Raw genomic sequence first — 22849 nt, 5'->3', positions numbered from 1 at the left:
AGGGCCGCAGATGAGCCACGCCGAGAACCCGCGACCGACGGATCCCGTCGACATGACCGCGGTCGAATTGGTGTCGGCCTATGCCGCCGGGACCCTGTCCCCGGTCGAAGCGACCGAGGCCGTGCTCGCCGCCATCGCCGCCCGGGACAACGAGATCAACGCCTTCTGCCTCGTCGACCCCGATCGGGCGCTCGTACAGGCCAAGGACTCCGAAGCTCGCTGGCAATCCGGGCACGTCCGCGGGCTGCTCGACGGCGTGCCGATCTCCATCAAGGACATCTTCCTCACCGAGGACTGGCCGACCCGCCGCGGTTCGCTGAGCATCGGCCCGGAGGGGCCGTGGCCGGTGGACAGTCCGGTGGCCGCCCGCGTCCGCGAGGACGGCATGGTGATGGTCGGCAAGACCACCACGCCCGAGATCGCCTGGAAGGGAGTGACCGACAGTCCGCTCACCGGGATCACCCGCAACCCCGTCGACCCCACCCGCACCGCGGGCGGATCCTCCGGCGGTAGCGCCGCGGCGGTCGCCGCAGGAATGGGCCCGATATCGGTCGGCACCGACGGCGGCGGCAGCGTCCGCATTCCCGCCGCGTTCTGCGGGATCGTCGGGTTCAAACCCACCCACGGCCGTATCCCGCTCTACCCGGCCAGTCCGTTCGGCCAACTGGCGCATGCCGGTCCGTTGACCCGCACCGTCGAGGACGCCGCCCTGTTACTGGACATCCTCGCGCTGCCGGACCCGCGTGACCCCACCGCGCTCGCGTCCGCCCCGACCACCTTCCGCGGCCAGATCCAGCGCGACGTCCGCGGCGTGACCGCCGCCTACTCCCCGACACTCGGTTACGTGGTACCCGACCCCGAGATCGAGGCGATCGTCGCCGCGGCGGTAGACGCCCTGGACGCCGCGGGCCTGCGGGTCTCCCTCGCCGATCCCGGTTTCCCCGACCCGCGGGCCGCATTCGACATGTTGTGGGCCGCGGGAGCCGCCGCCATGCTGGCGACCTTCCCGGAGGGCGCCCGCGACAACGCCGACCCCGGTCTGCGCAGTGTCTGGGAGTACGGCGAAACCCTCACCGCGGTCGACTACCTCGAGGCCCGCAACGTCGCCGCTCAGGTGGGAATCACCATGGGCACCTTCCACACCGCCTACGACATCCTCATCACGCCGACGGTCCCGATCACCGCGTTCGCGGCGGGTCACGATGTGCCGCCCGGAAGCGGAATGTCGGGCTGGCCGGAATGGACGCCCTACACCTACCCGTTCAACCTCACCCAGCAACCGGCGCTCAGCATCCCGGCCGGGCATACGAGCGACGGAATGCCGGTGGGGTTGCAGATCATCGGACCCCGGCACTCCGACGACCTCGTACTGGCGGTCGGGCGGTACGCGGAGGCGGTGTTGTCGGCTGGCTGACCGCGGAGCGAGAGCGGGCTGGAACCGGTCCGAATAGTTGTACGGTCCGGTGCGTTCGTGAAGATCGGGGTCGCTCTCGAGCTGAGAACCGGACGGTGCCGAGTCCTGCTGGGCCCGAACCTCACTCGCGAAGGCGAGGGGTGGGGTTGCTCGCGAAGGTCTGTGTTTATTGGCGCCGCCTGCGGCGTCGCGGGTTGCGGCCCCAGCGGGCCCGCGTTTCAGCGCCCGAGACTCGCGCCTGCGGCGCATGCGCTTCGGGCGCTGAAACGCGGGCCGGGCCGCAACCTTCGAGGGCCTCGCTTGACTCGGCGCAGGGTGGGTGCGACGGGTCGCGGAGAGGAAACGACGGAGGGTTACCTCGGCGGACTGTTGAGCCGAGGGGTTGCGCGTGCAGCGTGATCCGGCCTCGGTAGGTCATGGGAGGCTCGGTGCGGCGTGGTGTGGTGGTTCGCGGGCGGAGACCATCGCGTAGTGCCTCGGCGGACTGTCGAGCAGGGGGCGCGGGTTCAGTGTGACGTGGCCTGAGCAGGCGGTGGGAGGCTCGGTGGACTGTGGCGCGGCGGTTCCTGGAGGGAAGTGTTCGGGAGTTTGCCGGTGCGGACTGGTGTGTTGTGGGTCGTGAGTTCGGTGTGCGACGCGACCGTCGGCGTCGAGTTCAGCGAGACACTTAAAGGGTTGAGGCCCGTCCGGGACCAAGGGGGCCTCAACCCCGCGACGCCGCAGGCGGCGCCAAAAGCCCACTCAGGCGCGGGCGAAGGCGAGGGTTTCGCCGGCCACCCCGTGCAGCCAGAGGGTGTTGCAGGCGGTGGCGAGCTCGTCCAGGCCGTCCTCGATGGTGGCGAAGACATTGCCGGGAACCCAGCCGAGGTCGCCGTTGATGAGCAGGTTGTTGCGGCCGTAGAAGAGCGCGAGGTCGGTGGCGCCCTGATCGTGGTGGGCGGTCGAACCCGGTTCGTAGCCGTAGGCGGGGTTGCCGATTTCCCACGGCTCGAAATCGAAGAGGCACACATCGCCGGGTATCGGGGTGACGGTGGGGTTCTCCCGATGCGGTGCCCCCGAGATCCGGGGCACCAGGGTGTACACCTCGTTGCGGGCGTATTTGGCGTGGAAGGCGTCGCCTTCCTGCGGTAGGGAGTCCCAGACCGCCGCGCAGGTGCGCGGCGCCTCGGTGTCGAGCAGCCGGGCCCGGCAGGTGATGCCGGCCTTGGTGAGGGTGATCGTCATATAGCGCGCCATCGATCCGTCCTGGGGGTCGTGCGGGCGAAACCGGCAGTTGTGCCGGGAAGTTCGCGGGGGTGGGTTCAGCGGCCCAGGTCGGCGAGCACCTCGGACCAGATGGTCAGGGCGTCGGCGATCTGGTCGTCGGAGACGATGAGCGGCGGGATCATCCGCACCACATTCATATGGGCGCCGCAGGTCAGCAGCAGCAGACCCTTCTGGGCGGCGAGTTGCTGGGCGGCCGTGGCCGTCTCGCGGTCGGGTGTGCCGTCGGGGGTGGTGAATTCGGCGCCGACGAGCAGGCCGAGTCCGCGAATATCGCCGATGGCTTTGGATTCGGCCGCCCGCACACCCGCCAGCAGTTGCTCCCCGCGCACCGCGGCGTTCTCGACGAGGCCTTCCGATTCGATCACGTCGAGGGTGGCCAGTGCGGCGGCGCAGGCTACGGCGTTACCGCCGTAGGTGCCGCCCTGCGATCCCGGCCAGGCGGCGCTCATCAGTTCGGCCGACGCGGCGATCCCGGAGATCGGGAAGCCGCTGGCCAGTCCTTTCGCCATGGTGATCACATCGGGCCGGACGTCGAAATGCTGATGACCGAAGAACTTTCCGGTGCGTCCGAACCCGGTCTGGATCTCGTCGAAGATCAGCACGATGCCGTACTGGTCGGCGCGTTCGCGCAGTCCCTGGAAGAACTCGCGGTTACCGGGAATGTAACCGCCCTCGCCGAGCACGGGTTCCACGATGAAAGCGGCCGTTTCCGCGGGTGAGGTGAGGGTGGCGAAGATGTAGTCGAGCTCGCGCAGCGCGAAGGCGGTGGCCTCGGCCTCGGTCCAGCCGTACCGGAAGGCGGTGGGGAAGGGGGCCACGTGCACACCGGACATCAGCGGGCTGAAACCGGCTGAGAACCGGGTTCCGGAGGTGGTCATGGTCGCGGCGGCGACGGTGCGGCCGTGGAATCCGCCGTGGAAGACGATCACATTGGGCCGGCCGGTCGCCTGCCGGGCCAGCCGCAGGGCCGCTTCCACGGCTTCACTACCGGAATTGGCGTAGAAGACCGAGTCGAGCCCTTCGGGCAGCACTGTGCCCAGACGTTCGGTGAGTTCCAGCATCGGGCGATGCATCACGGTCGTGTACTGGCCGTGGATCAGCTTGCCGACCTGCTCCTGCGCCGCGGCGACCACCCGGGGATGGCAGTGACCGGTACTGGTGACTCCGATACCGGCGGTGAAGTCGAGAAATCGACGGCCGTCGATGTCGTAGAGATAGCAGCCGGCACCGTGATCGACGGTGACCGGTGTGGCCTGCTTCAGGATCGGGGAAAGTTCGGCCATGGTGTTCCGCCTCCCGGGACAGTCGGCGCGGCGTGCCGCACCGACGGGTGTGCGAGGCCGAGTGGTAACCACTCGGAAATTGTCGGATTGTTGACAATATGAATAGCACGTCGAGTAGATCCACGGCAATGGTTTCGCCAGGTTGCCCGTGAGTCCCCGGCGCGCCGGCGCGCCCGGCGTGATCCGTCGTGGTCCGGTCGCCGGATGCCGAGGTCCGGTCTCAGCCGGCGCAGTGGGAGCTCCGCGGGGGCGGTACCGCGGGTGGATCGGTCCCGGTTGCGGCGGTCTGTCCGTGCGACCGCCTCCCGATGGCGCGGGTCAGTCCCGGAGCCAGATGGCCTCGGCGGCGATACTGCCGAGGTCGGTGAGGGTTTCCTCGCGCCCGATCCGCACCGCGATGGTGCCCGCGAAATCCCGCCGCTCCACCACCACGATCACGGTGTCCAAGGCGATGCCCACCGAATCGAAGTACCGCAGCATTTCCGGATCGGAATCGGAGATCCGGGCGACCCGGCCCGTTTCACCGGCCTCGAAATCGATCAGCCGGCGGGCCGGCGGGGTGGGTACCGCGCCGTCCACCGAGGGAATCGGGTCGCCGTGCGGATCCCGGTCCGGGAAACCGAGTTTCGCGTCGATCCGCGCCATCAGCAGATCCGAAACCGCATGCTCGAGGATCTCCGCCTCGTCGTGCACCTCGTCCCAGCCGTAACCGAGTTCGCTCACCAGGAAGGTTTCGATCAACCGGTGCCGGCGCACCATCGCGATAGCGGCCCGCCGCCCCTCCTCGGTCAACGTGATCGAACCGTACCGGGCGTGTTCCACCAGGCCCTGATCCGAAAGTTTGCGCACCGCTTCCGAGACCGTGGACGCGGACACGCCGATCCGCTCGGCGAGCAGTTTGGTGCTCACCCGCTCCTGCGACCACTCCTGGGCCGTCCAGATCACTTTCAGATAGTCCTGGGCCACCGACGACAGTCCCGGAGCGACCGATTCCCCGGCGTCGGCGAGGTCCCGTCGGGTGGCGATATCTCGTTTTCCGGGCACAACCACGAGCTTAAGCATTTCCGGGGCGATCCACCTAGATGGCGCTGTCGGGCGTCGCGCATCCGCGGCCCGCGCGGGGCCGGAGCGGATGCGGAGGTCCACCGAGGTCCGCGGGAAGGGAGTTGTGGTCGGGGCGTCGGCATTTTGATGTACGGGGCCGACGCGGACGCGGAGGTGCACCTGATCCCGCCTTCTCCGGTAAACCGCGTGTTCGCCGCGCCGACGCGTAGTCGAACACCGGTCACACCCGAATACGGTACGGCCGCGTGTTTGCGTAGGCTTGGCGTCTGTGCAGAGGTGGCGAAGTCTCGACGACGTACCCGCGGACTGGGGGCGGTGCGTTCTCACGATCGGCGTGTTCGACGGTGTTCATCGCGGGCACGCGCAGTTGATCAGCCGGGCGGTGAAGTCCGCTGCCGCGCGTGATGTCCCAGCGGTGCTGATGACATTCGATCCGCATCCCATGGAGGTGATCCGGCCCGGTTCGCATCCCGCGCAGCTCACCACCCTCACCCGCCGCGCCGAACTCGCCGAGGAATTGGGTGTGGACGTTTTCTGCGTGATGCCCTTCACGCACGAGTTCATGAAGCTCACGCCGGGTGAATACGTACACGATCTGCTGGTGGAACGGTTGCACGTGACCGAGGTGGTGGTCGGCGACAATTTCACCTTCGGTAAGAAAGCCGCGGGCACCGTCGCCACCATGAGCGAATTCGGCGCCCGGTTCGGGTTCGAGGTCGACGCGGTCACGCTGCTGGGCGAACACGCCGTCACCTTCTCCTCCACCTATATCCGTGCCTGTGTGGACGCCGGCGATATGGCGGCCGCCGCCGATGCGCTGGGCCGCCCGCATCGGGTCGAGGGCGTGGTGGTGCGCGGTGACGGGCGCGGTCGCACCCTGGGATTCCCCACCGCCAATGTCGCCCCGCCCATGCATGCCGCGATCCCGGCGGACGGGGTGTACGCGGGGTGGTTCACCGTGCTGGGACCCGGACCGACCATCGGGACGGTGACCCCGGGCGAGCCGGTCATGGCGGCGATCTCGGTCGGGACCAATCCCACCTTCTCCGGCCGGGCGCGCACCGTCGAGGCCTATGTCCTGGATCGCGAGGCCGATCTGTACGGCCAGCACGTCGCCGTGGACTTCGTCGATCATCTGCGCGGGATGCGCAAGTTCGATTCCGTCGACGAGCTCGTCGCCGTGATGGGACGGGATGTGGACACCACCCGCAAGATTCTCGGCGCCGGGAGCTGACGGCCCGACCCCGCCGGGGTGGAGTGCGGCGGCTCGGGTAAAGTGCCCCGTCGGGTCTGCTGCGGTCCGCGGCGGCGCCCATCCCGGACCATTCCGCACCATCTGGAGTACCCGCCCTCGGCGAATACGCGATGGTACGGCCACCGGGCACTTTGCGCGCGGAACTGAGAAACAGGAGTGGATGCCCCATGGCGCTGACCACCGAGCAGAAGAAGACGATTCTCGCGGAGTACGGTCTGCACGAGACGGACACCGGTTCGCCGGAGGCGCAGATCGCGATGCTGTCCAAGCGGATCTCCGAGATCACCGAGCACCTCAAGGTGCACAAGCACGATCATCACACCCGCCACGGCCTGATGGCGCTGATCGGCCGCCGCAAGCGGCTGTCGAAGTACCTCGCCAACAAGGACATCAACCGCTACCGCAGCCTGATCGAACGCCTGGGCCTGCGGCGCTGATCGATCTTGAACACGCCCGGTTCCACGAGCCGGGCGTCGCGTATGCCGACGGGGCGCATACAATCGCCTCGTCGGCATTTTCGCGTACCGGGGATCTCCCGGGCGTGATACGACAGAACCAGCCGTGCACACCCGCGCTCGTGGCGTCGGTCTTCGGTAGTGGCTTTTCGGGCCCGCACGTGGTGCGCCGGAGAGCTTCGATCGATGACCGCCTCCGCGTCGCCGGCTCCAAGGGGAGCCCGGCCGGGTGTACGCGCCGCAGCCCGAATACGGCGACCGCTGACTTCGATTGTCACCGCGGTTCCGCCGTCGCGCCGCGTTCGAACCTGGTACGGCTGACACAGCCGGATCGCGCCACCGGGCGCTGTATCCGGCGAGACGAGAGGTTGAGAACAGAGAAATGCCAGAAACCACCGAACGCTCGAAGAGCTCGGCCATCGAGGTCGAACCGGGTGTTTTCGAATCCGTCGCGCTGATCGACAACGGCGCCTTCGGCACCCGCACCATCCGTTTCGAAACGGGCCGGCTCGCGAAACAAGCCGCGGGATCGGTCGTCGCCTACCTGGACGACGAGACCATGCTGCTGTCGGCGACCAGCGCCGGCAAGCACCCCAAGGATCAGTTCGATTTCTTCCCGCTGACCGTCGACGTCGAAGAGCGGATGTACGCGGCGGGCCGGATCCCCGGTTCGTTCTTCCGGCGCGAGGGCCGTCCCTCGACCGACGCCATCCTCACCTGCCGCCTGATCGACCGGCCGCTGCGGCCCTCGTTCGTCGACGGGCTGCGCAACGAGATCCAGGTCGTGGTGACGATCCTCAGCCTGGATCCCAAAGATCTCTACGACGTGGTCGCCATCAACGCGGCTTCGGCGTCCACCCAGATCGCGGGCCTGCCGTTCTCCGGTCCGGTCGGCGGCGTCCGGGTCGCGCTGATCAACGATCCGGCGGTCGGCACCCCCGCCGGCGGCCAGTGGGTCGCCTTCCCGACCAATGAGCAGCTGGAAAAGGCTGTTTTCGATATGGTCGTGGCCGGCCGGGTCACCGAGACCGGCGACGTCGCGATCATGATGGTCGAGGCCGAAGCCACCGACAACGTGATCGAACTGATCGACGCCGGCGCGCAGGCGCCGACCGAAGCCGTGGTCGCCGAGGGACTGGAAGCGGCCAAGCCGTTCATCGCGCGCCTGTGCCGGGCGCAGCAGGACCTGGCCGAACTGTCGGCCAAGCCCACCGAGGACTTCCCGCTGTTCCCGCCGTACGCCGAGGACACCTACGCGGCCGTCGAGGACGCCGCCAAGGCACCGCTGTCGGAGGCGCTGAGCATCGCCGGCAAACAGGAGCGCGACGAGAAGATCGACGCGATCAAGCTCGACGTGCTGTCGCGGCTCGGCGCCTCGTTCGAGGGCCGGGAGAAGGAACTCGGCGCCGCGTTCCGTTCGGTCACCAAGAAGCTGGTCCGGCAGCGCATCCTCACCGACGGATTCCGGATCGACGGCCGCGGTCTCGCCGATATCCGGGCGTTGTCCGCCGAGGTCGCCGTGGTGCCGCGGGCGCACGGTTCGGCGCTGTTCGAGCGGGGCGAGACCCAGATCATGGGTGTGACCACCCTGGATATGGTCAAGATGGCGCAGCAGGTCGATTCGCTCGGCCCGGAAACCTCCAAGCGCTATATGCACCATTACAACTTCCCGCCGTACTCCACCGGTGAGACCGGTCGCGTCGGGTCGCCCAAGCGCCGGGAGATCGGGCACGGTGCGCTGGCCGAGCGGGCGCTGATCCCGGTGCTGCCGAGCCAGGAAGAGTTCCCCTACGCCATCCGGCAGGTATCCGAGGCGCTGAGCTCCAACGGCTCCACGTCGATGGGTTCGGTCTGCGCGTCGACGCTGTCGCTGCTGAACGCCGGTGTGCCGCTGAAGGCGCCGGTCGCCGGTATCGCGATGGGCCTGGTGTCGGACACCGTCACCAACGACGCCGGTGCGCAGGAAGTCCGCTATGTGGCGCTGACCGATATCCTCGGCGCCGAGGACGCGTTCGGCGATATGGACTTCAAGGTCGCCGGTACCCGCGGTTTCGTCACCGCCCTGCAGCTCGACACCAAGCTCGACGGTATTCCCTCGCAGGTGCTGGCCGGTGCGCTGAGCCAGGCGCACGACGCCCGCACCACCATCCTGGACGTGATGGCCGAGGCCATCACCACCCCGGACGAGATGAGCCCGTACGCCCCGCGGGTCACCGCGATCAAGATCCCGGTCGACAAGATCGGCGAGGTGATCGGGCCCAAGGGCAAGATGATCAACCAGATCACCGAGGACACCGGCGCCAACATCTCCATCGAGGACGACGGCACGGTGTTCGTCGGCGCGACCGACGGCCCGTCGGCGCAGGCCGCGATCGACGCGATCAACGCCATCGCCAACCCGCAGCTGCCCAAGGTGGGCGAGCGATTCCTCGGCACCGTGGTCAAGACCACGGCGTTCGGTGCGTTCGTCTCGCTGCTGCCGGGGCGCGACGGTCTGGTGCACATCTCCAAGCTCGGCAACGGCAAGCGCGTCGCCAAGGTGGAGGACGTGGTGAACGTGGGCGACAAACTGCGCGTGGAGATCGCCGATATCGACAACCGCGGCAAGATCTCGCTGGTTCCCGTCGACGAGAACGCCGACGAGGTCCCCGCCGATGCGGACGCGGCCGCGACCGAGTAGTACTGGTCGTGTGACGGAGCAGAAATCGACGGCCCCCCTGCGCCCGAGTGGCCAGGGGGGTTCGTCATCGACGTGGCGGATCGGCGAAACCGTCGATATCGACAACGGAGTGCGGCGTACCGTCCTGCCGGGTGGTCTGCGGGTGGTGACCGAGCAGGTGCCCGGCGTACGTTCGGCGTCCATCGGAGTCTGGGTGGGAGTCGGCTCGCGCGACGAGGGCCCGACCGTCGCCGGCGCGGCGCATTTTCTGGAACATCTGCTGTTCAAGGCCACGCCGACACGGTCGGCGCTGGATATCGCCGAGGCCATGGACGGCGTAGGCGGGGAGCTCAACGCCTTCACCGCCAAGGAGCAGACCTGCTACTACGCCCACGTGGTGGACGAGGATCTGCCGTTGGCGGTGGACCTGGTCACCGATGTGGTGCTCAACGGTCTGTGCCGGGCCGCGGACGTCGACGTGGAGCGGCAGGTCGTGCTGGAGGAGATCGCGATGCGCGACGACGATCCGGAGGATCTCGTCGGCGATGCCTTCCTCACCGCGCTGTTCGGTGATCACCCCATCGGGCGGCCGATCATCGGGTCCGTCGAATCCATCGAGGGGATGCGGGCGAGTCAGCTGCGTTCCTTCCATCAACGTCGCTACACCCCCGACCGGATGGTCGTCGCGGTCGCGGGCAATATCGAACACGAGCACACGGTGGAACTGGTGCACCGTGCGGTCGCCGACCGGCTGGCCGCCGACGCGCTGCCGGCGCCGCGGCGGGAGGGCCGTTTCCGCACTCGCGAGGAACCGACCCTGACCTGGAGCAACCGGGACAGCGAACAGGCACATCTGGTGTTCGGTGTGCGGGCCTACGGCCGCCACGAGGGACAGCTGCGCTGGCCGCTGTCGGTGCTCAACACGGTGATCGGCGGCGGTCTGAGTTCCCGGTTGTTCCAGCGGATCCGAGAGGAACGGGGACTGGCGTATTCGGTGTACTCGAGTGTGGACACCTTCGCCGACACCGGTGCGTTCTCGGTGTATCTGGGTTGTCAGCCGGAGAATCTCGGCGAGGTCGCCGGGCTTGCTCGCGGGGTGCTCGAAGAGGTCGCCGCCGACGGCATCACCGATGCCGAATGTGCCCGGGCGAAGGGGTCGCTGCGCGGCGGACTGGTACTGGGGCTGGAGGATTCGGCGTCGCGGATGAACCGGATCGGCCGCAGCGAACTGAGCTACGGTAACCATCGCAGCGTCTCGGAGACCCTGGCCCGTATCGACGCGGTCACCACCGAGGAGGTCGGCGAGATCGCCGCCGCGCTGCTGTCGCGCCCGTTCGCGGCCTCGGTCGCCGGGCCCTACCACCGGGTGCGTGATCTACCGGCATCGGTACGACGACTGACCGCGAGCTGATCCGCGAATACCGGGTGCGTGTGGGCCGCCCGGCCGACCGTGTCGATCACGATCCGCCGGGCGTTCGGCATTCGCGGGCATGCGCCGGAGCGGGCGCAGGCATTCAGTCCTGGACCGCTCGGTTGGCGGCGTCGACCACCGAGTCCAGTAGGCCGGGCAGGGCCCGGTCGAGATCGGCGTTGCGCAGGCGCTGCTGCGTCTGTCCGTCGACGACCAGCCGTTCGATCACCCCGGCTTCACGCAGCACCTTGAAATGGTGGGTGGCCGTCGATTTGTTGATCACGTCGTAGAGAGCCGCGCAGCGTACGGCGCCGTCGGCGTTGCTGAGCCGACGGACCATCTCGAGGCGTACCGGGTCCTGGAGCGCGGCCAGGACCACGGGCAGCGCGGCGACCGGTGGGGTCGCGGAGTCTGTGGTGGGTGTGGTCTGCGTCATGATCTGCTCACTAAAGTTTGATGATCATCGAACTCTGGAATAAGGTCGATACAGTTGGATCAACGTCAAACTTACCTGTTCGGGGATCTCATGGCAGCGACAAGTTCGGTATCGACCGACGGCAGAACCATTCAATCGTGGGCCTACGGGCTGGTCCTGAGCGCGACCGGGGTCGCGCTCGGCGTCTCCGGAGTGCCCGCGCCGCTCTACGGCCTCTATGAGCAGCAGTGGCATCTGTCCCCGCTGACCACCACGGTGGTCTTCGCGGTCTACGCGTTCGCCGCCCTCGGCGCCGTTCTGGTCTCGGGCCGGATCTCCGATGTGATCGGCCGCAAACCTGTCCTACTCGGCGCGTTCGGCCTGATGATCGCCGGGCTCGTAGTGTTCGTACTCGCCGATACCGTGCCCATGCTGCTCGTCGCGCGCGCCCTGCACGGGATGGCCGTGGGCGCGACCGTGGTCGCGGGCGCGGCGGCCCTGCTCGATCTGCGGCCGCACCGCGGCGCGCGTTCGGGCCAGCTCACCGGCGTCGCCTTCAACATCGGAATGGCCGTCGCCATCATGGGGTCGGCCCTGCTGGCTCAGTACGCGCCGCATCCGCTGCGCACGCCGTATGTGGTGATCAGCGTGATCTGCCTGCTGGTCACCGCGGGGGTCCTGGCATTGCGCGAACCGCACGCCGCCCGGGTCGCGGGACGGATCCGCATCTCCCGCCCCGCCGTCCCCCGGGAGATCCGGGCCGATTTCTGGTTCGCGGCCATGGGTGTGATGGCCGCGTGGTCGGTGCTCGGTGTCCTGCTGTCGTTGTATCCGTCGCTGGCCGCGCAGCAGACCGGTATCCACAACCTCGTCTTCGGCGGTGTCGTGGTCGCGGCGACCGCCACCGCGGCCGCGCTGGTCCAGCTGTTCGCCACCGCGATTCCGGCCCGGCGCGCGGCCGTCGCCGGCGATATCGGCATGGCTGTGGCGCTGGTCCTGACGGTGCCGGCGCTGGGTACGCACAACTGGGTCGCGGTGCTGGCGGCGGGTGTCCTGCTCGGTTCCACTTTCGGCCTGGGATTCGGCGGTTCGTTGCGCCACCTGTCCCATGTGGTGCCCGAGCACCGACGCGGCGAGACGATGTCGGCGTACTACTTGCTCGCCTACACATCGATGGCGCTGCCGACCGTGCTCGCCGGCTGGGCCGCGACCACCTGGGGCCTGCACACGGTGTTCCCCTGGTTCGTCGGCATCGTCGCAGTGGCCTGCCTGACCGCCGCGACGCTGGGATTGCGCCGCGGCGGTCGATAGGCGGACGGACTACGCCGGCCATCCCCCGTAGGGAACGGTGATCAACTCCAGGTAGTGACCACTGGGGTCCAGGAAGTACACGCCGCGCCCGCCGTCGTTGCGGTTGATCTCACCCGCGGCGCGCTGGTGCGGATCGGCCCAGTGCGCGAGACCGTAGCGCTGGATCTTGGCGTAGGCGGCGTCGAATTCCTGCTCCGAGATCAGGAACGCGTAGTGCTGGCCCTGGATCTCGGTGATATGGCCGGGGACGTTCGCGAAATCGAACGTGACCCCGTTGCCGGTGGCCAGCGGAATGAACGGACCCCACTGGGCGCCCGGCTCCAGGCCGAGGATATCGGCCCAGAACTCGGCCGATTCCCGGTTGTCACGACATCCGACAATGGTGTGGTTGAACTGAACGGACAAAGGAAGATCTCCTCGAATCGTGATGGCCCCGACCCCGGGCTCGGTACAAGGCGGCCAACGGGAGCACCATCACGGCAATCGAGGATAGTCCGATCCGGATCATGATCAAGTGCACGGCGCGGCCTACCGTGGTGACCATGAGAATTCGTGGGGCAGTCCTGGAACGGATCGGCGCGACCGTGCCGTACGCCGATTCGGCGCCGATCACCATCAGCGAACTCGAACTTTCCGAACCCGGTCCCGGCGAACTCCTGGTGCGTATCGAAGCCGCCGGACTGTGCCATTCGGACCTGTCGGTGGTGGACGGGAATCGGGTGCGGCCGGTACCGATGCTGCTCGGCCACGAAGCCGCGGGCAAGGTCGTGCAGGCCGGTCCGGGCACCGATATCGCCGTCGGGCAGCGGGTCGTGATGACCTTCCTGCCGCGCTGCGGCGAATGCGCCGGCTGCGCCTCGGACGGCCGGACACCGTGTATCCCCGGCAGTGCCGCCAACAACGCGGGGGAACTACTCGGCGGCGGCCGCCGGCTGCGCCGCGACGACTCGGAAGTACACCACCACCTCGGGGTGTCCGGGTTCGCGACGCACGCGGTCGTGGACGAGCGGTCGGTGGTGCCCGTGGACGAGGATGTGCCGCCGGAGATCGCCGCAGTCCTGGGCTGCGCGGTACTGACCGGTGGCGGCGCCTTGCTGAACTCGGCGAAACCGGCCGCCGCCGACCGCGTCATGGTGGTCGGACTCGGCGGTGTGGGTATGGCGGCGGTCCTGGTCGCGGTATCGCTGGGCGTACGGGAAGTGATCGCTGTCGATACGGTGCCGGAGAAACTCGCGCTGGCGCGCGAACTCGGCGCTACGGCTGCGCATACACCGGCGGACCTGGCCGAGCGGGGAATCCGCGCCGAGGTGGTCGTCGAAGCGGTCGGCTCGGCACGAGCGTTCGAAAGTGCCGTCGAGGCGACGGCGCCGGGCGGTGTCACGGTGACGGTGGGCCTGCCCGCGCCGGATGCGCGGGCCAGTATCTCGCCGCTGGGGCTCGTCGCGCAGGGGCGGTCGATCATCGGCAGCTACTTGGGCTCGGCGGTGCCGTCGCGCGATATACCGGAGTACGTCCGGATGTGGCGGGAAGGGCGGCTGCCGGTGGAGAAGCTGATCTCCGCGCGGATCGGGCTGGCCGATATCAACGAGGCCATGGACGAGCTGGCGGCGGGGCACGCATTGCGACAGGTGATCATCTTCTGAGCTGCGGGACCCGGCAGGTAAGGGCTCCAGGCCCACATGATCGGCATCCCCGGTCGGGGCCCGCCCCGGTTCTGGAGCGACAGAGCGAAGGAGCGCAGCGACTGAGCGGCGGAGTGAAGAACCGGGGTTGACAAGGGCCCCGACCCGCCCCACCGAAGGCGGGGCAAATAAACACAGCAGTAGGCTCGATCCGGCAGTCCGACGACAGGTAGGGAGTGACGAGGTGACGGCACCGATTCGGGTTGGCGTTCTGGGGGCGCGGGGCAAGGTCGGTCAGGCCGTCTGCGCGGCGGTCGAGGCGGCCGCCGATCTCGAACTGGTCGCCGCTGTGGACAAGGACGATGCGCTGACCCGGTTCAACGAGACGGGGGCTCAGGTGGTCGTGGACTTCACCCACCCCGATGTCGTGATGAACAATCTCCAGTTCCTGGTGGAGAACGGGATCCACGCTGTCGTCGGCACCACCGGATTCGACAATGCCCGGCTCGAGCGGGTGCGCGGCTGGCTGGCCGGCCGGCCGGAGGTCGGGGTGCTGATCGCGCCGAACTTCGCGATCGGCGCGGTGCTGTCCATGCGTTTCGCCGAACAGGCCGCCCGGTTCTTCGAATCGGTCGAGGTGATCGAACTGCATCATCCGAACAAGGCCGACGCCCCGTCGGGCACCGCTTACCGCACGGCCGGGATCATCGCCGAAGCCCGTAAACAGGCGGGGGCGGCGCCTGTCCCGGACGCGACGACCACCGAACTCGACGGGGCACGCGGCGCCGAGGTCGACGGGGTGCGGGTGCATTCGGTGCGCCTGGCGGGGTTGGTCGCCCATCAGGAAGTGCTGTTCGGCACCCAGGGGGAGACGCTCACCATCCGGCACGATTCGATCGACCGCTCGTCGTTCGCGCCCGGCGTCCTGCTCGGTGTGCGCCAGATCGGCCGCCGGCCCGGTCTCACCGTCGGGCTCGATCCGTTCCTCGACCTGTGAACGACTCCGCCGGACGGTCCGGTGAATCCGGCCCCGACCGTGACGTTCTCAAAATCGTTGCGCTGGTGGCGGCGCTGGTCCTGGCGTTGATCTTCTACTTCGTGTGGCTGGGCCGGATCGCGGTGGGGCTGCTGACCTCCGGGAAGGTCGCGGGTGTCGCGCTCGGCGTCGGGGTGTTGATCCTGCCGTTGCTGGGGGTGTGGATGGTCGTGTCCACCATTCGATCCGCGCTGGACCATCAGCGGCTGGCCCGCCGGATCCACGACGAGGGGCTGGAATTGGACGTCGCGGATCTACCGCGCCGGCCCTCCGGCCGGATCGACCGCGCGGCCGCCGACGAGCTGTTCCTTTCGATTCAGCGGGAGTGGGAAGCCGATCCCGACAACTGGCGGGTTTCCTACCGTTTGGCTCGCGCCTACGACTACGCCGGCGATCGTTCCCGCGCCCGTGACACCATGCGCCGCGCGGTCGACCTGGAGAAGCGCGAGCGCGAAACCGGGGCCTGACCCGAGAAACCCGGATCGCGGCCGGGTGTCCGGGCCGGGCCACTGGGCGGCGCAGCCGTTAGGCTCGGCAGGTGCCGAGGTTGCTGATCGTCCATCACACGCCGTCCCCGCATATGCAGGCGATGTTCGAAGCGGTCCTGGCCGGGGCGACCGACCCGGAGATCGAAGGCGTGGAGGTGGTGCGCCGGGCGGCACTTGCCCTCACACCGGACGAGATGCTGGCCGCCGACGGTTATCTGCTGGGAACCCCTGCCAACCTGGGTTATATGTCCGGTGCGTTGAAGCATGCGTTCGACACCTGCTATTACCCGTGCCTGGACAGCACCCGCGGCAGGCCGTACGGGCTGTATGTCCACGGAAACGAGGGTACCGAGGGTGCCGAGCGGAGCGTGGAATCGGTGACCGCCGGACTGGGCTGGGTCAAGGCCGCGGGTTCGGTTGTGGTGATGGGCAAACCGGCGAAGGACGATCTCGAGCAGTGCTGGGAACTGGGCGCTACGGTCGCTGCCCAGCTGATGGGCTGACCTTTCTCCCGAAAGTCGCGCGCTCCCCTGAAATCTGGGGCTGACCCTGCAGTGTTCGGACCGCCATACTGCTTGGACAACGTGTTGTGCGTGAGGGGAGTTGGTGGTGACCGAGAGTGTCGCGGAATTGAGCGTGCCACGCCGGATCGGACTGGTGGAAGACCACGAATCGGTGGCGATCGGATTGTCTGCGATGCTCGGGCCGCAACCGGATCTGATGCTGGTCGCGACCGTCGGCACGGTCGCCGAACTGCTGAAGCATCCGGAATGCCGCCTGGGCGATACGTGGTCGTTGGATCTGGTGGTGCTGGACCTGCGGCTCGCCGACGATTCCACGCCCGAGGACAATGTTCGGACGCTGCGGGAGAACGGTGTGGAAGTGCTGGTGTTCACCGGTGCCGAGAATCCGTACCTGGTGCGTTCGGCTGCACAAGCCGGGGTGCTGGGTGTACTCCGTAAATCGGAGGGTGAGGCCGCGGTGGTCGCCGCGGTGCGGCGCGCCGCCTCCGGGGAGCAGGTGGTGACGACCGACTGGGCAGCCGCTCTCGACGGGGATCCGCAGCTGTCGAGGGTCGGGTTGAGTCCCAGGCAGGAGGAGGTGCTCACCCTGTACGCGTCCGGGGAGAAAGCCTCCCGGGTGGCCCGGCTGACGGGGCTGTCGGAGCAGACCGTGAACGACTATCTGGGCCGGATCCGGCAGAAGTACGCCGACGCGGGACGTCCCGCGCCCACCAAGACCGAGCTGTACAAGCGGGCGGTGGAGGACGGGTGGCTGCCGGTGCCCGAGCATCGTCGGCCATGAACACGGCGTCCGTGCCTGCCGCGCCGTCTTCCCGGCCGGGCCTGTTGCGGATACCGCACGCGGTGCGCTCCGGTGGCCGTGCCGCTGGACCGGAACACGCCGTCGACCGGCTGGAGCGCCGGTTCGGTCTGGTGATCGGGCTTGTCGGAACCATTGCCTGCGTGATGGAGTTGCCCGAGATCATCGTGCAGCACCGCTCGGTCCCACTGGTGTGGACCCTTGTCACGGTGCCGGTGGCCTTCGGCATGCTGCCGGTGCTCGTGGTGGTGTCGATGGTCGCCGGGCCGCGCCTGATCAGGCAGGTGGCGGGTGCCGCCGCGCTCGGCTATCTCACGGCGATGATGCTGGTGCAGGCGCACTACTCCGAGATCGTGGAGGCGCCTGGACCGATCTGGGCGCACCGGCTGATCGCCGTCGGGGTGCTGGCGGCCGCGCTGGCCTGGCGACCGCTGCTCGCCGGCGCCTATCTCGTGGCCGCGTCGGCGATCCCGGGCACCGCGCTGTACGTGATGTTCGACGACATCACGCCGCTGAACGTGGTCGAGAATTTCGTGCGGCAGGCCGGGTTGTGCGGGCTGTTCCTGTGGTGTGTGATGTACGCCCGGGCGGCGGGCGCCCGGGTGGACCGGGAATCGGCGATCGCGAGCGAGCGGGCGGCGGCAATCGCGGGTACCGCCGCCCGGGAACGAGAACGGGCCCGGTTCGCCGCCCTCATCCACGATGGTGTGCTGTCGACACTGCTGGACGCCTCCCGTACCGGCGGCGCCTCTCCGATTCTGCGGGCACAGGCCGAACGCACCCTCGACCAGCTCGACGCCACCCGCGTCTCCGATATCGACCCCGACTATCTGGACGCCGATTCGGCCGTCGGTTTCCTGCGCGCGGCGGTGCACGACGTGAACGCCGGGGTTGCGTTCACGGCCTGTCGCGGGGGCCGCGCGGGTTACCTGCGGATGCCCGTGGAGGCTGCGGGCACCCTGGCGGCGGCGCTGGCGGAAGCCACCCGCAACAGCCTGCGTCATGCCGGCGTCCCCGACCGTCCTGTCCGGCGCACGGTGACGGTGACGGTCGGCGCGGGTGGGCTGCGGGTGGTGATGCGGGACAACGGCCTCGGCTTCGACAGGGAGGCAGTAGCGGTCGACCGGCTCGGCCTGTCGGTCAGTATCTTGGGCCGCATGCGGCAGCTGCCCGGCGGCGCGGGTTTCGTGGAATCGGAACCGGGGGAAGGGACAGTGGTGACCCTGATGTGGGGTAGCGCCGGGGGAGGTGACGATGTCGGATCAGGGCAGTGATATCGAACTGCGCGCTCTGCTCGGTATGCGCGGCCGGGCCGGCGGGGTCTTCCTGGCGGGTCTCACCGCCACGATCACGCTGTACATGCTGCCGCCGTTCCACGATATCCCGTCGGCGCAGGCGGCCCCCGCGTTCGCCGTGATGCTGGGTGCCGCGTTCGTCCTGGTGTTGATCCCCGGCGATCCGCTCCCATGGCCGGCCACCGTCTTCGTGCTGGTGAGCGGGCTGCTGGCCGTAGTGGCGACCCGTCTGAATTTCTACGAGGACTCGCAGCGTCAGCCCTGGGCTGTCTTCGCCTTCTCGTATGTGCTGGGTGTGCTGGTGTTACGCGGAAGGATCGGTGCCGCCTGGGCGGGTGCGGCCGCCGTGACGGCGACCGTCGTGGCAGCCGATCTCGTCCCGGGGATCGAGTTCGGTTCCCTGGTAGTCCTTCTCATCGCGCTCTCCACCCTGCCCGGGGCGACGGTATGTGTCCTGATCATGCGGCCTACCCAGCGTTCGCTGCGGCTGCTGCACGAGGATGCTGCCATGCGTGCGGCCGCCGAGGCGACCATGGACGCCGAGCATGCCGAGCGGGTGCGGCAGTTGGGCCGGTTGGACGAAATCGCCCGACCGATACTCGAACGGATCGCCCGCGGCGGTGAACTCGATGCTCGTGAACGTGTGGAATGCCGGTTGTTGGAGGCGGAACTGCGCGACGGCCTGCGCGCACCGCGGCTTGTCACCGACCAGCTGAACAGTGCCGCGCGCGGTGCCCGGTCCCGAGGCGTAGAGGTGTTGCTGCTCGACGATGGCGGTTTCGCGAGCGTTCCCGGCACGGTGCGCCGGCAAGTGGTGGCTCTCGCGGTCCGGGAGCTGGACGCGGCGAACGCGGGGTCGGTCACGGTCCGGGTGTTGCCCTCCGGGCGGCGCAACATCGCGACCGTCCTGGCCAGCGCGCCCGGTGTAGACCGCCGTACCGAGATCGCCACCTCCGGTCAGGTTCTCGTCTCCACCTGACGGGCGCCCGTTTGGGTCCGGATCAGGGCGTTTCGTCGCGTTTGGAGGCTCCGTAGCCGCCGCGCATCTGGTCGCGCAGGGCACCGGAGACGACTCCGGACATCCAGGAGTTCAACGACTGGCCGCTCTGCGCGGCGGCCTCCTCCGCCCGGGATTTCATCTGTTCGACCAGGCGCAGGGTCACCCGGCTGATATCACCTGTCATCTCCTCGAAGCTGGGGTTGTCGTTCGTGTGGGCGCGCCGGACCTCGATGTCTGCCTCAGTGCCGTGCAGTGAGACGTGCACGCTGCGGTCGCCGAGTTCGGCAGTGACGGTATCGGCGAGTTCGGTGAGTGCCGAGAGCAGCGCCAGCCGGGCGGAGTTCTCCACGGTGTTGGCGAGGGCAGTGGCCGTGGCCTGCGTTTTCTCGTCGCCCAGCGCGGCCGCGGCCACCAGGTCGTCGCGAATGCGGGCGGTGTAGCGGGTCAGATCCATGACACCAGTGTGACGCCATATTCGATGTCGTCAAGGAGCGAATTGGCATCATGCTGACTTTGGGGTGATGTCGCTGTTGCCTGCGCGGCGGCCGGGAACACAGACGAGGGTGTCGAGGCCGATCAGGTGACCGGGTAGCCTTTCTGACCATGACGAACGGTGAATCGACGCCCCCGGTGTTGAGCGCGTCCGGCACAGTAGGTGTCGCGATGGTGTCCCCCTTCAGTGCCGAGGGAAAGCTCGACATAGACACCGGCGTCTCCCTGGCACATCGTCTGGTCGAACGGGGCGTCGACCTGCTCGCGATCTCGGGTACCACCGGCGAATCGCCGACCACCACCGAATCGGAGAAGGCGGACCTGCTGCGCGCGGTCGTCGACGCGGTCGGCAACCAGGCCACCGTGATCGCCGGGGCCGGCACCTACGACACCGCGCATTCGATCGAGTTGGCGCGCAACGCCCAGCGCGCGGGCGCGCACGGACTGCTGGTGGTGACCCCCTACTACTCGAGACCCACCCAGGAAGGCCTGTTCGCGCATTTCACCGCCGTCGCCGACGCCACCGATCTACCGGTCACGCTGTACGACATTCCGCCGCGGTCGGTGGTCCCGATCGCCTCCGACACGATTCGCCGGCTGGCCGAACACCCACGCATCGTCGCAGTCAAGGACGCCAAGGGCGATCTGAACGCGGGTGCCGCGCTGATCGCGGAAACCGATCTGGCCTTCTACTCCGGTGACGACATGTTGAACCTGCCGTGGCTGGCGATGGGCGCGGTCGGCTTCATCAGCGTCATCGGCCACCTGGTGCCGGAACGATTGCGCGAAATGGTCGACGCCTTCACCGCGGGAGATGTGGTTCGCGCCCGTGACATCAACACGAGCCTGCTGTGGCTCAACGCCGCGATGGCCCGGCTCGGGGGTGTGGCGATGACGAAGGGCGGGCTCCGGTTGCTCGGTGTGGACGCGGGCGAACCGCGGCTGCCGCAGATCATGCCCAGCCCCGAACAGCTCGAGGATCTCGCCGCAGATCTGCGCGCGGCAGGGGTGCTCGAATGACCGAACCCGCTGCCCGCCGTCCCCGCCGCACCGCGCGCCGCGGTGCGGGTCCCGCCGCTCCGGCACCGGAGCCGCAGGCCGAACCCGCGCACACCCCTCCGGTTGCGGAATCCGCCGGATCCACTGCCGAAAGGGAATCCGAAACCGTGCCAAGGGAAGCCGAGACCGTCGCCGAGGCCACTGCCCCGGAAGCCCGACCGCAACGGGAACGATCGCGGCGCGGGGGCCGGGCCAAACAGACCGGGCGTGGGCGCGGCGACTCCGCCCGCCCGGCGCCCGCCGCCCCTCCGGAGGCGGCCGCCCAGGACCGTCTGTCGCTGCCCCCCAAGCTTCCGCGTCAGGGTCTGCGGGTGTTCGCGCTCGGGGGTATCGGCGAAATCGGCCGTAACATGACCGTCTTCGAATACGGCGGCAAGCTGCTCATCGTCGACTGCGGAGTGCTGTTCCCCGAGGACCAGCAGCCCGGTGTGGACCTGATCCTGCCCGATTTCCGGCCGATCGAGGACCGGATCGACGATGTGGTGGCCGTAGTGCTGACCCACGGGCACGAGGACCATATCGGCGCAGTGCCGTTCCTGCTGCGCCTGCGCCCCGATATCCCGGTGATCGGGTCGAAGTTCACCCTCGCCCTGGTCGCGGCCAAATGCCGCGAGCACCGACTGCATCCGGCGCTGCTGGAGGTCACCGAGGGGCAGCGCACCGAGCACGGGCCCTTCGAATGCGAATACTTCGCGGTCAACCACTCCATCCCGGATGCCCTGGCGGTGGCCATCCGCACGCCGGCCGGCACGGTCCTGCACACCGGCGACATCAAACTCGATCAGCTGCCGCTGGACGGCCGATTGACCGATCTCGCGGGATTCTCCCGCCTCGGCGACGAGGGCGTGGATCTGTTCCTCGTCGATTCCACCAATGCCGAGGTGCCCGGCTTCGTCACGCCCGAACGGGAGATCGGCGGTGTGCTGGACACGGTGATCGGCAAGGCCCGCCACCGGGTGATCGTGGCGTCCTTCGCCAGCCATGTGCACCGCATCCAGCAGGTGGTGGACGTGGCGCAGAAGTACGGGCGGCGCGTCTGCTTCGTCGGCCGGTCCATGGTCCGCAATATGCAGATCGCCCAGGATCTGGGTTATCTCACGGTTCCGGACGGGATCGTGGTCGATCTGGATCAGGCCGCGACGCTGCCCGGCGACAAGCTGGTTCTCATCTCCACCGGCTCGCAGGGCGAGCCGCTGTCCGCGCTGTCCCGGATGGCCCGGGGCGAACACCGGCAGATTCATATCCGGGCCGACGATCTGGTCGTGCTGGCATCCTCGCTCATCCCGGGCAACGAGAACTCGGTGTTCACCGTCGTCAACGGTCTGGCGCGGCTCGGCGCCACGGTGATCACACAGCAGAACGCGAAAGTGCATGTTTCCGGACACGCTTCGGCCGGGGAACTGCTCTACCTGTACAACGCCGTCCGGCCGACCAACGCCATGCCCGTGCACGGCGAATGGCGGCATCTCCGGGCCAATGCCGCACTCGCGGTGGCCACCGGTGTGCCCGAGGACCGGGTGGTGCTGGCCGAGGACGGGGTGGTGGTGGATCTGGTCGACGGTATCGCCTCGATCGTCGGCCGAGTGCCGGTCGGGCATGTCTATGTCGACGGCCTGTCGGTCGGCGATGTCGGCGAATCCACGCTGTCGGACCGGCTGGTACTCGGAGAGGGCGGTTTCATCGCCATCACCGTCGCGGTCGACGCGACGACCGGTAAGGCGGTGAGCACGCCGGAGGTCAGCGGCCGCGGCTTCTCCGACGATCCCACCGCGCTGTCGGGTGCGGCCGAGCTGGTGGAGGCCGAACTCCTGCGATTGGCCGGTGAGGGTGTCACCGATACCCACCGCATCGCGCAGGCCGTACGGCGGATCGTAGGCCGCTGGGTCGCCGATACCTATCGGCGGCGCCCGATGATCGTGCCCACCGTGCTCGGCGTCTGAGGCCCGGACACACGAAACCGCCGGAGGGTCCAGCCCTCCGGCGGTTTCTCGTTCAGGTCC

General features: G+C 68.5%; 21 protein-coding genes. 15 read left to right on the top strand and 6 right to left on the bottom strand.

Translation table 11 applies throughout. The features are described 5' to 3' along the window. Positions 1-10 precede the first annotated feature (10 nt). The gene (locus tag OG804_RS13650) at positions 11-1414 is read left to right on the top strand and encodes an amidase (protein ID WP_328397478.1); all 1404 of its coding nucleotides are present in this window, start codon (positions 11-13) and stop codon (positions 1412-1414) included. A gap of 741 nt (positions 1415-2155) precedes the next feature. On the opposite strand, the gene OG804_RS13645 is transcribed toward OG804_RS13650, so the two are convergent. From OG804_RS13645 to OG804_RS13635, 3 genes are all read right to left on the bottom strand, one after another. Beyond that, a complete protein-coding gene (locus OG804_RS13645; RefSeq protein WP_328397476.1) occupies positions 2156-2650 on the bottom strand; it encodes a DUF3830 family protein in 495 nt (164 codons plus the stop codon). Positions 2651-2715: 65 nt separating this feature from the next. Then, on the bottom strand, positions 2716-3963 hold the full coding sequence (locus OG804_RS13640) for an aspartate aminotransferase family protein (protein WP_328397474.1): 1248 nt from the start codon (positions 3961-3963) through the stop codon (positions 2716-2718). A gap of 318 nt (positions 3964-4281) precedes the next feature. Then, a complete protein-coding gene (locus tag OG804_RS13635) occupies positions 4282-5025 on the bottom strand; it encodes a metal-dependent transcriptional regulator (protein WP_328397472.1) in 744 nt (247 codons plus the stop codon). Between the two features lie 271 nt (positions 5026-5296). On the opposite strand from OG804_RS13635, the gene OG804_RS13630 reads away from it, so the two are divergent. From OG804_RS13630 to OG804_RS13615, 4 genes are all read left to right on the top strand, one after another. Beyond that, positions 5297-6262, top strand: coding sequence for a bifunctional riboflavin kinase/FAD synthetase (locus OG804_RS13630; RefSeq protein WP_328397470.1), 966 nt, complete (start codon positions 5297-5299; stop codon positions 6260-6262). A gap of 188 nt (positions 6263-6450) precedes the next feature. Continuing rightward, on the top strand, positions 6451-6720 hold the full coding sequence (rpsO, locus tag OG804_RS13625; protein ID WP_328397467.1) for a 30S ribosomal protein S15: 270 nt from the start codon (positions 6451-6453) through the stop codon (positions 6718-6720). A 400-nt stretch (positions 6721-7120) separates the two neighbouring features. Further along, positions 7121-9418, top strand: a complete 2298-nt coding sequence (locus OG804_RS13620) for a polyribonucleotide nucleotidyltransferase (RefSeq protein ID WP_328397465.1) — start codon at positions 7121-7123, stop codon at positions 9416-9418. Then, entirely contained in the window at positions 9393-10808 is a 1416-nt protein-coding gene (locus OG804_RS13615; protein WP_442941820.1) for a M16 family metallopeptidase, read from the top strand. Before OG804_RS13620 ends, OG804_RS13615 begins: the two co-directional genes overlap by 26 nt. Positions 10809-10911: 103 nt before the next feature. Here OG804_RS13615 and OG804_RS13610 read toward each other — a convergent pair whose 3' ends face one another. Then, positions 10912-11244, bottom strand: coding sequence for an ArsR/SmtB family transcription factor (locus OG804_RS13610; RefSeq protein ID WP_328397463.1), 333 nt, complete (start codon positions 11242-11244; stop codon positions 10912-10914). Positions 11245-11334: 90 nt separating this feature from the next. Between OG804_RS13610 and OG804_RS13605 the strand changes: the two genes are divergently transcribed. Beyond that, positions 11335-12534, top strand: coding sequence for an MFS transporter (locus tag OG804_RS13605; RefSeq protein WP_328397461.1), 1200 nt, complete (start codon positions 11335-11337; stop codon positions 12532-12534). A gap of 9 nt (positions 12535-12543) precedes the next feature. Here OG804_RS13605 and OG804_RS13600 read toward each other — a convergent pair whose 3' ends face one another. Then, a complete protein-coding gene (locus OG804_RS13600; RefSeq protein ID WP_328397459.1) occupies positions 12544-12939 on the bottom strand; it encodes a VOC family protein in 396 nt (131 codons plus the stop codon). A 137-nt stretch (positions 12940-13076) separates the two neighbouring features. Here OG804_RS13600 and OG804_RS13595 point away from each other — a divergent pair, with 137 nt between their 5' ends. The 7 genes from OG804_RS13595 (at position 13077) to OG804_RS13565 (ending at position 19277) form a co-directional block, all read left to right on the top strand. After that, entirely contained in the window at positions 13077-14177 is a 1101-nt protein-coding gene (locus OG804_RS13595) for an alcohol dehydrogenase catalytic domain-containing protein (protein ID WP_328397457.1), read from the top strand. 223 nt (positions 14178-14400) lie between these two features. Further along, positions 14401-15153 carry a 4-hydroxy-tetrahydrodipicolinate reductase gene (gene dapB / locus OG804_RS13590; protein ID WP_328397455.1) on the top strand — a complete coding sequence of 251 codons (753 nt, stop codon included), beginning with the start codon at positions 14401-14403 and terminating at the stop codon, positions 15151-15153. Then, positions 15150-15659, top strand: coding sequence for a hypothetical protein (locus OG804_RS13585; protein ID WP_328397453.1), 510 nt, complete (start codon positions 15150-15152; stop codon positions 15657-15659). The genes dapB and OG804_RS13585 overlap by 4 nt, the downstream gene beginning before the upstream one ends. 71 nt (positions 15660-15730) lie before the next feature. Next, positions 15731-16183 carry a flavodoxin family protein gene (locus tag OG804_RS13580; RefSeq protein ID WP_328397451.1) on the top strand — a complete coding sequence of 151 codons (453 nt, stop codon included), beginning with the start codon at positions 15731-15733 and terminating at the stop codon, positions 16181-16183. A gap of 106 nt (positions 16184-16289) precedes the next feature. Beyond that, positions 16290-16985, top strand: a complete 696-nt coding sequence (locus OG804_RS13575) for a response regulator transcription factor (protein ID WP_328397449.1) — start codon at positions 16290-16292, stop codon at positions 16983-16985. After that, positions 16982-18277, top strand: coding sequence for a sensor histidine kinase (locus OG804_RS13570; protein ID WP_328397447.1), 1296 nt, complete (start codon positions 16982-16984; stop codon positions 18275-18277). The genes OG804_RS13575 and OG804_RS13570 overlap by 4 nt, the downstream gene beginning before the upstream one ends. Further along, positions 18258-19277, top strand: a complete 1020-nt coding sequence (locus OG804_RS13565) for a hypothetical protein (protein ID WP_328397445.1) — start codon at positions 18258-18260, stop codon at positions 19275-19277. Before OG804_RS13570 ends, OG804_RS13565 begins: the two co-directional genes overlap by 20 nt. Positions 19278-19299: 22 nt before the next feature. On the opposite strand, the gene OG804_RS13560 is transcribed toward OG804_RS13565, so the two are convergent. Continuing rightward, positions 19300-19752: a hypothetical protein gene (locus OG804_RS13560; RefSeq protein WP_328397443.1), complete on the bottom strand. Its 453-nt coding sequence runs from the start codon at positions 19750-19752 to the stop codon at positions 19300-19302. 149 nt (positions 19753-19901) lie between these two features. Here OG804_RS13560 and dapA point away from each other — a divergent pair, with 149 nt between their 5' ends. Both dapA and OG804_RS13550 read left to right on the top strand, forming a co-directional pair. Further along, positions 19902-20810, top strand: coding sequence for a 4-hydroxy-tetrahydrodipicolinate synthase (dapA, locus tag OG804_RS13555; RefSeq protein WP_328397441.1), 909 nt, complete (start codon positions 19902-19904; stop codon positions 20808-20810). After that, positions 20807-22789: a ribonuclease J gene (locus OG804_RS13550; protein WP_328397439.1), complete on the top strand. Its 1983-nt coding sequence runs from the start codon at positions 20807-20809 to the stop codon at positions 22787-22789. Before dapA ends, OG804_RS13550 begins: the two co-directional genes overlap by 4 nt. Positions 22790-22849 lie beyond the last annotated feature (60 nt).

Origin of the sequence: Nocardia sp. NBC_00416 (assembly GCF_036032445.1) — a bacterium.
In the GTDB taxonomy this organism is placed as follows: Bacteria; Actinomycetota; Actinomycetes; order Mycobacteriales; family Mycobacteriaceae; genus Nocardia.
The sequence above is the reverse complement of the archived record's forward strand: the minus strand, read 5'-3'. Positions and strand labels throughout refer to the sequence as shown.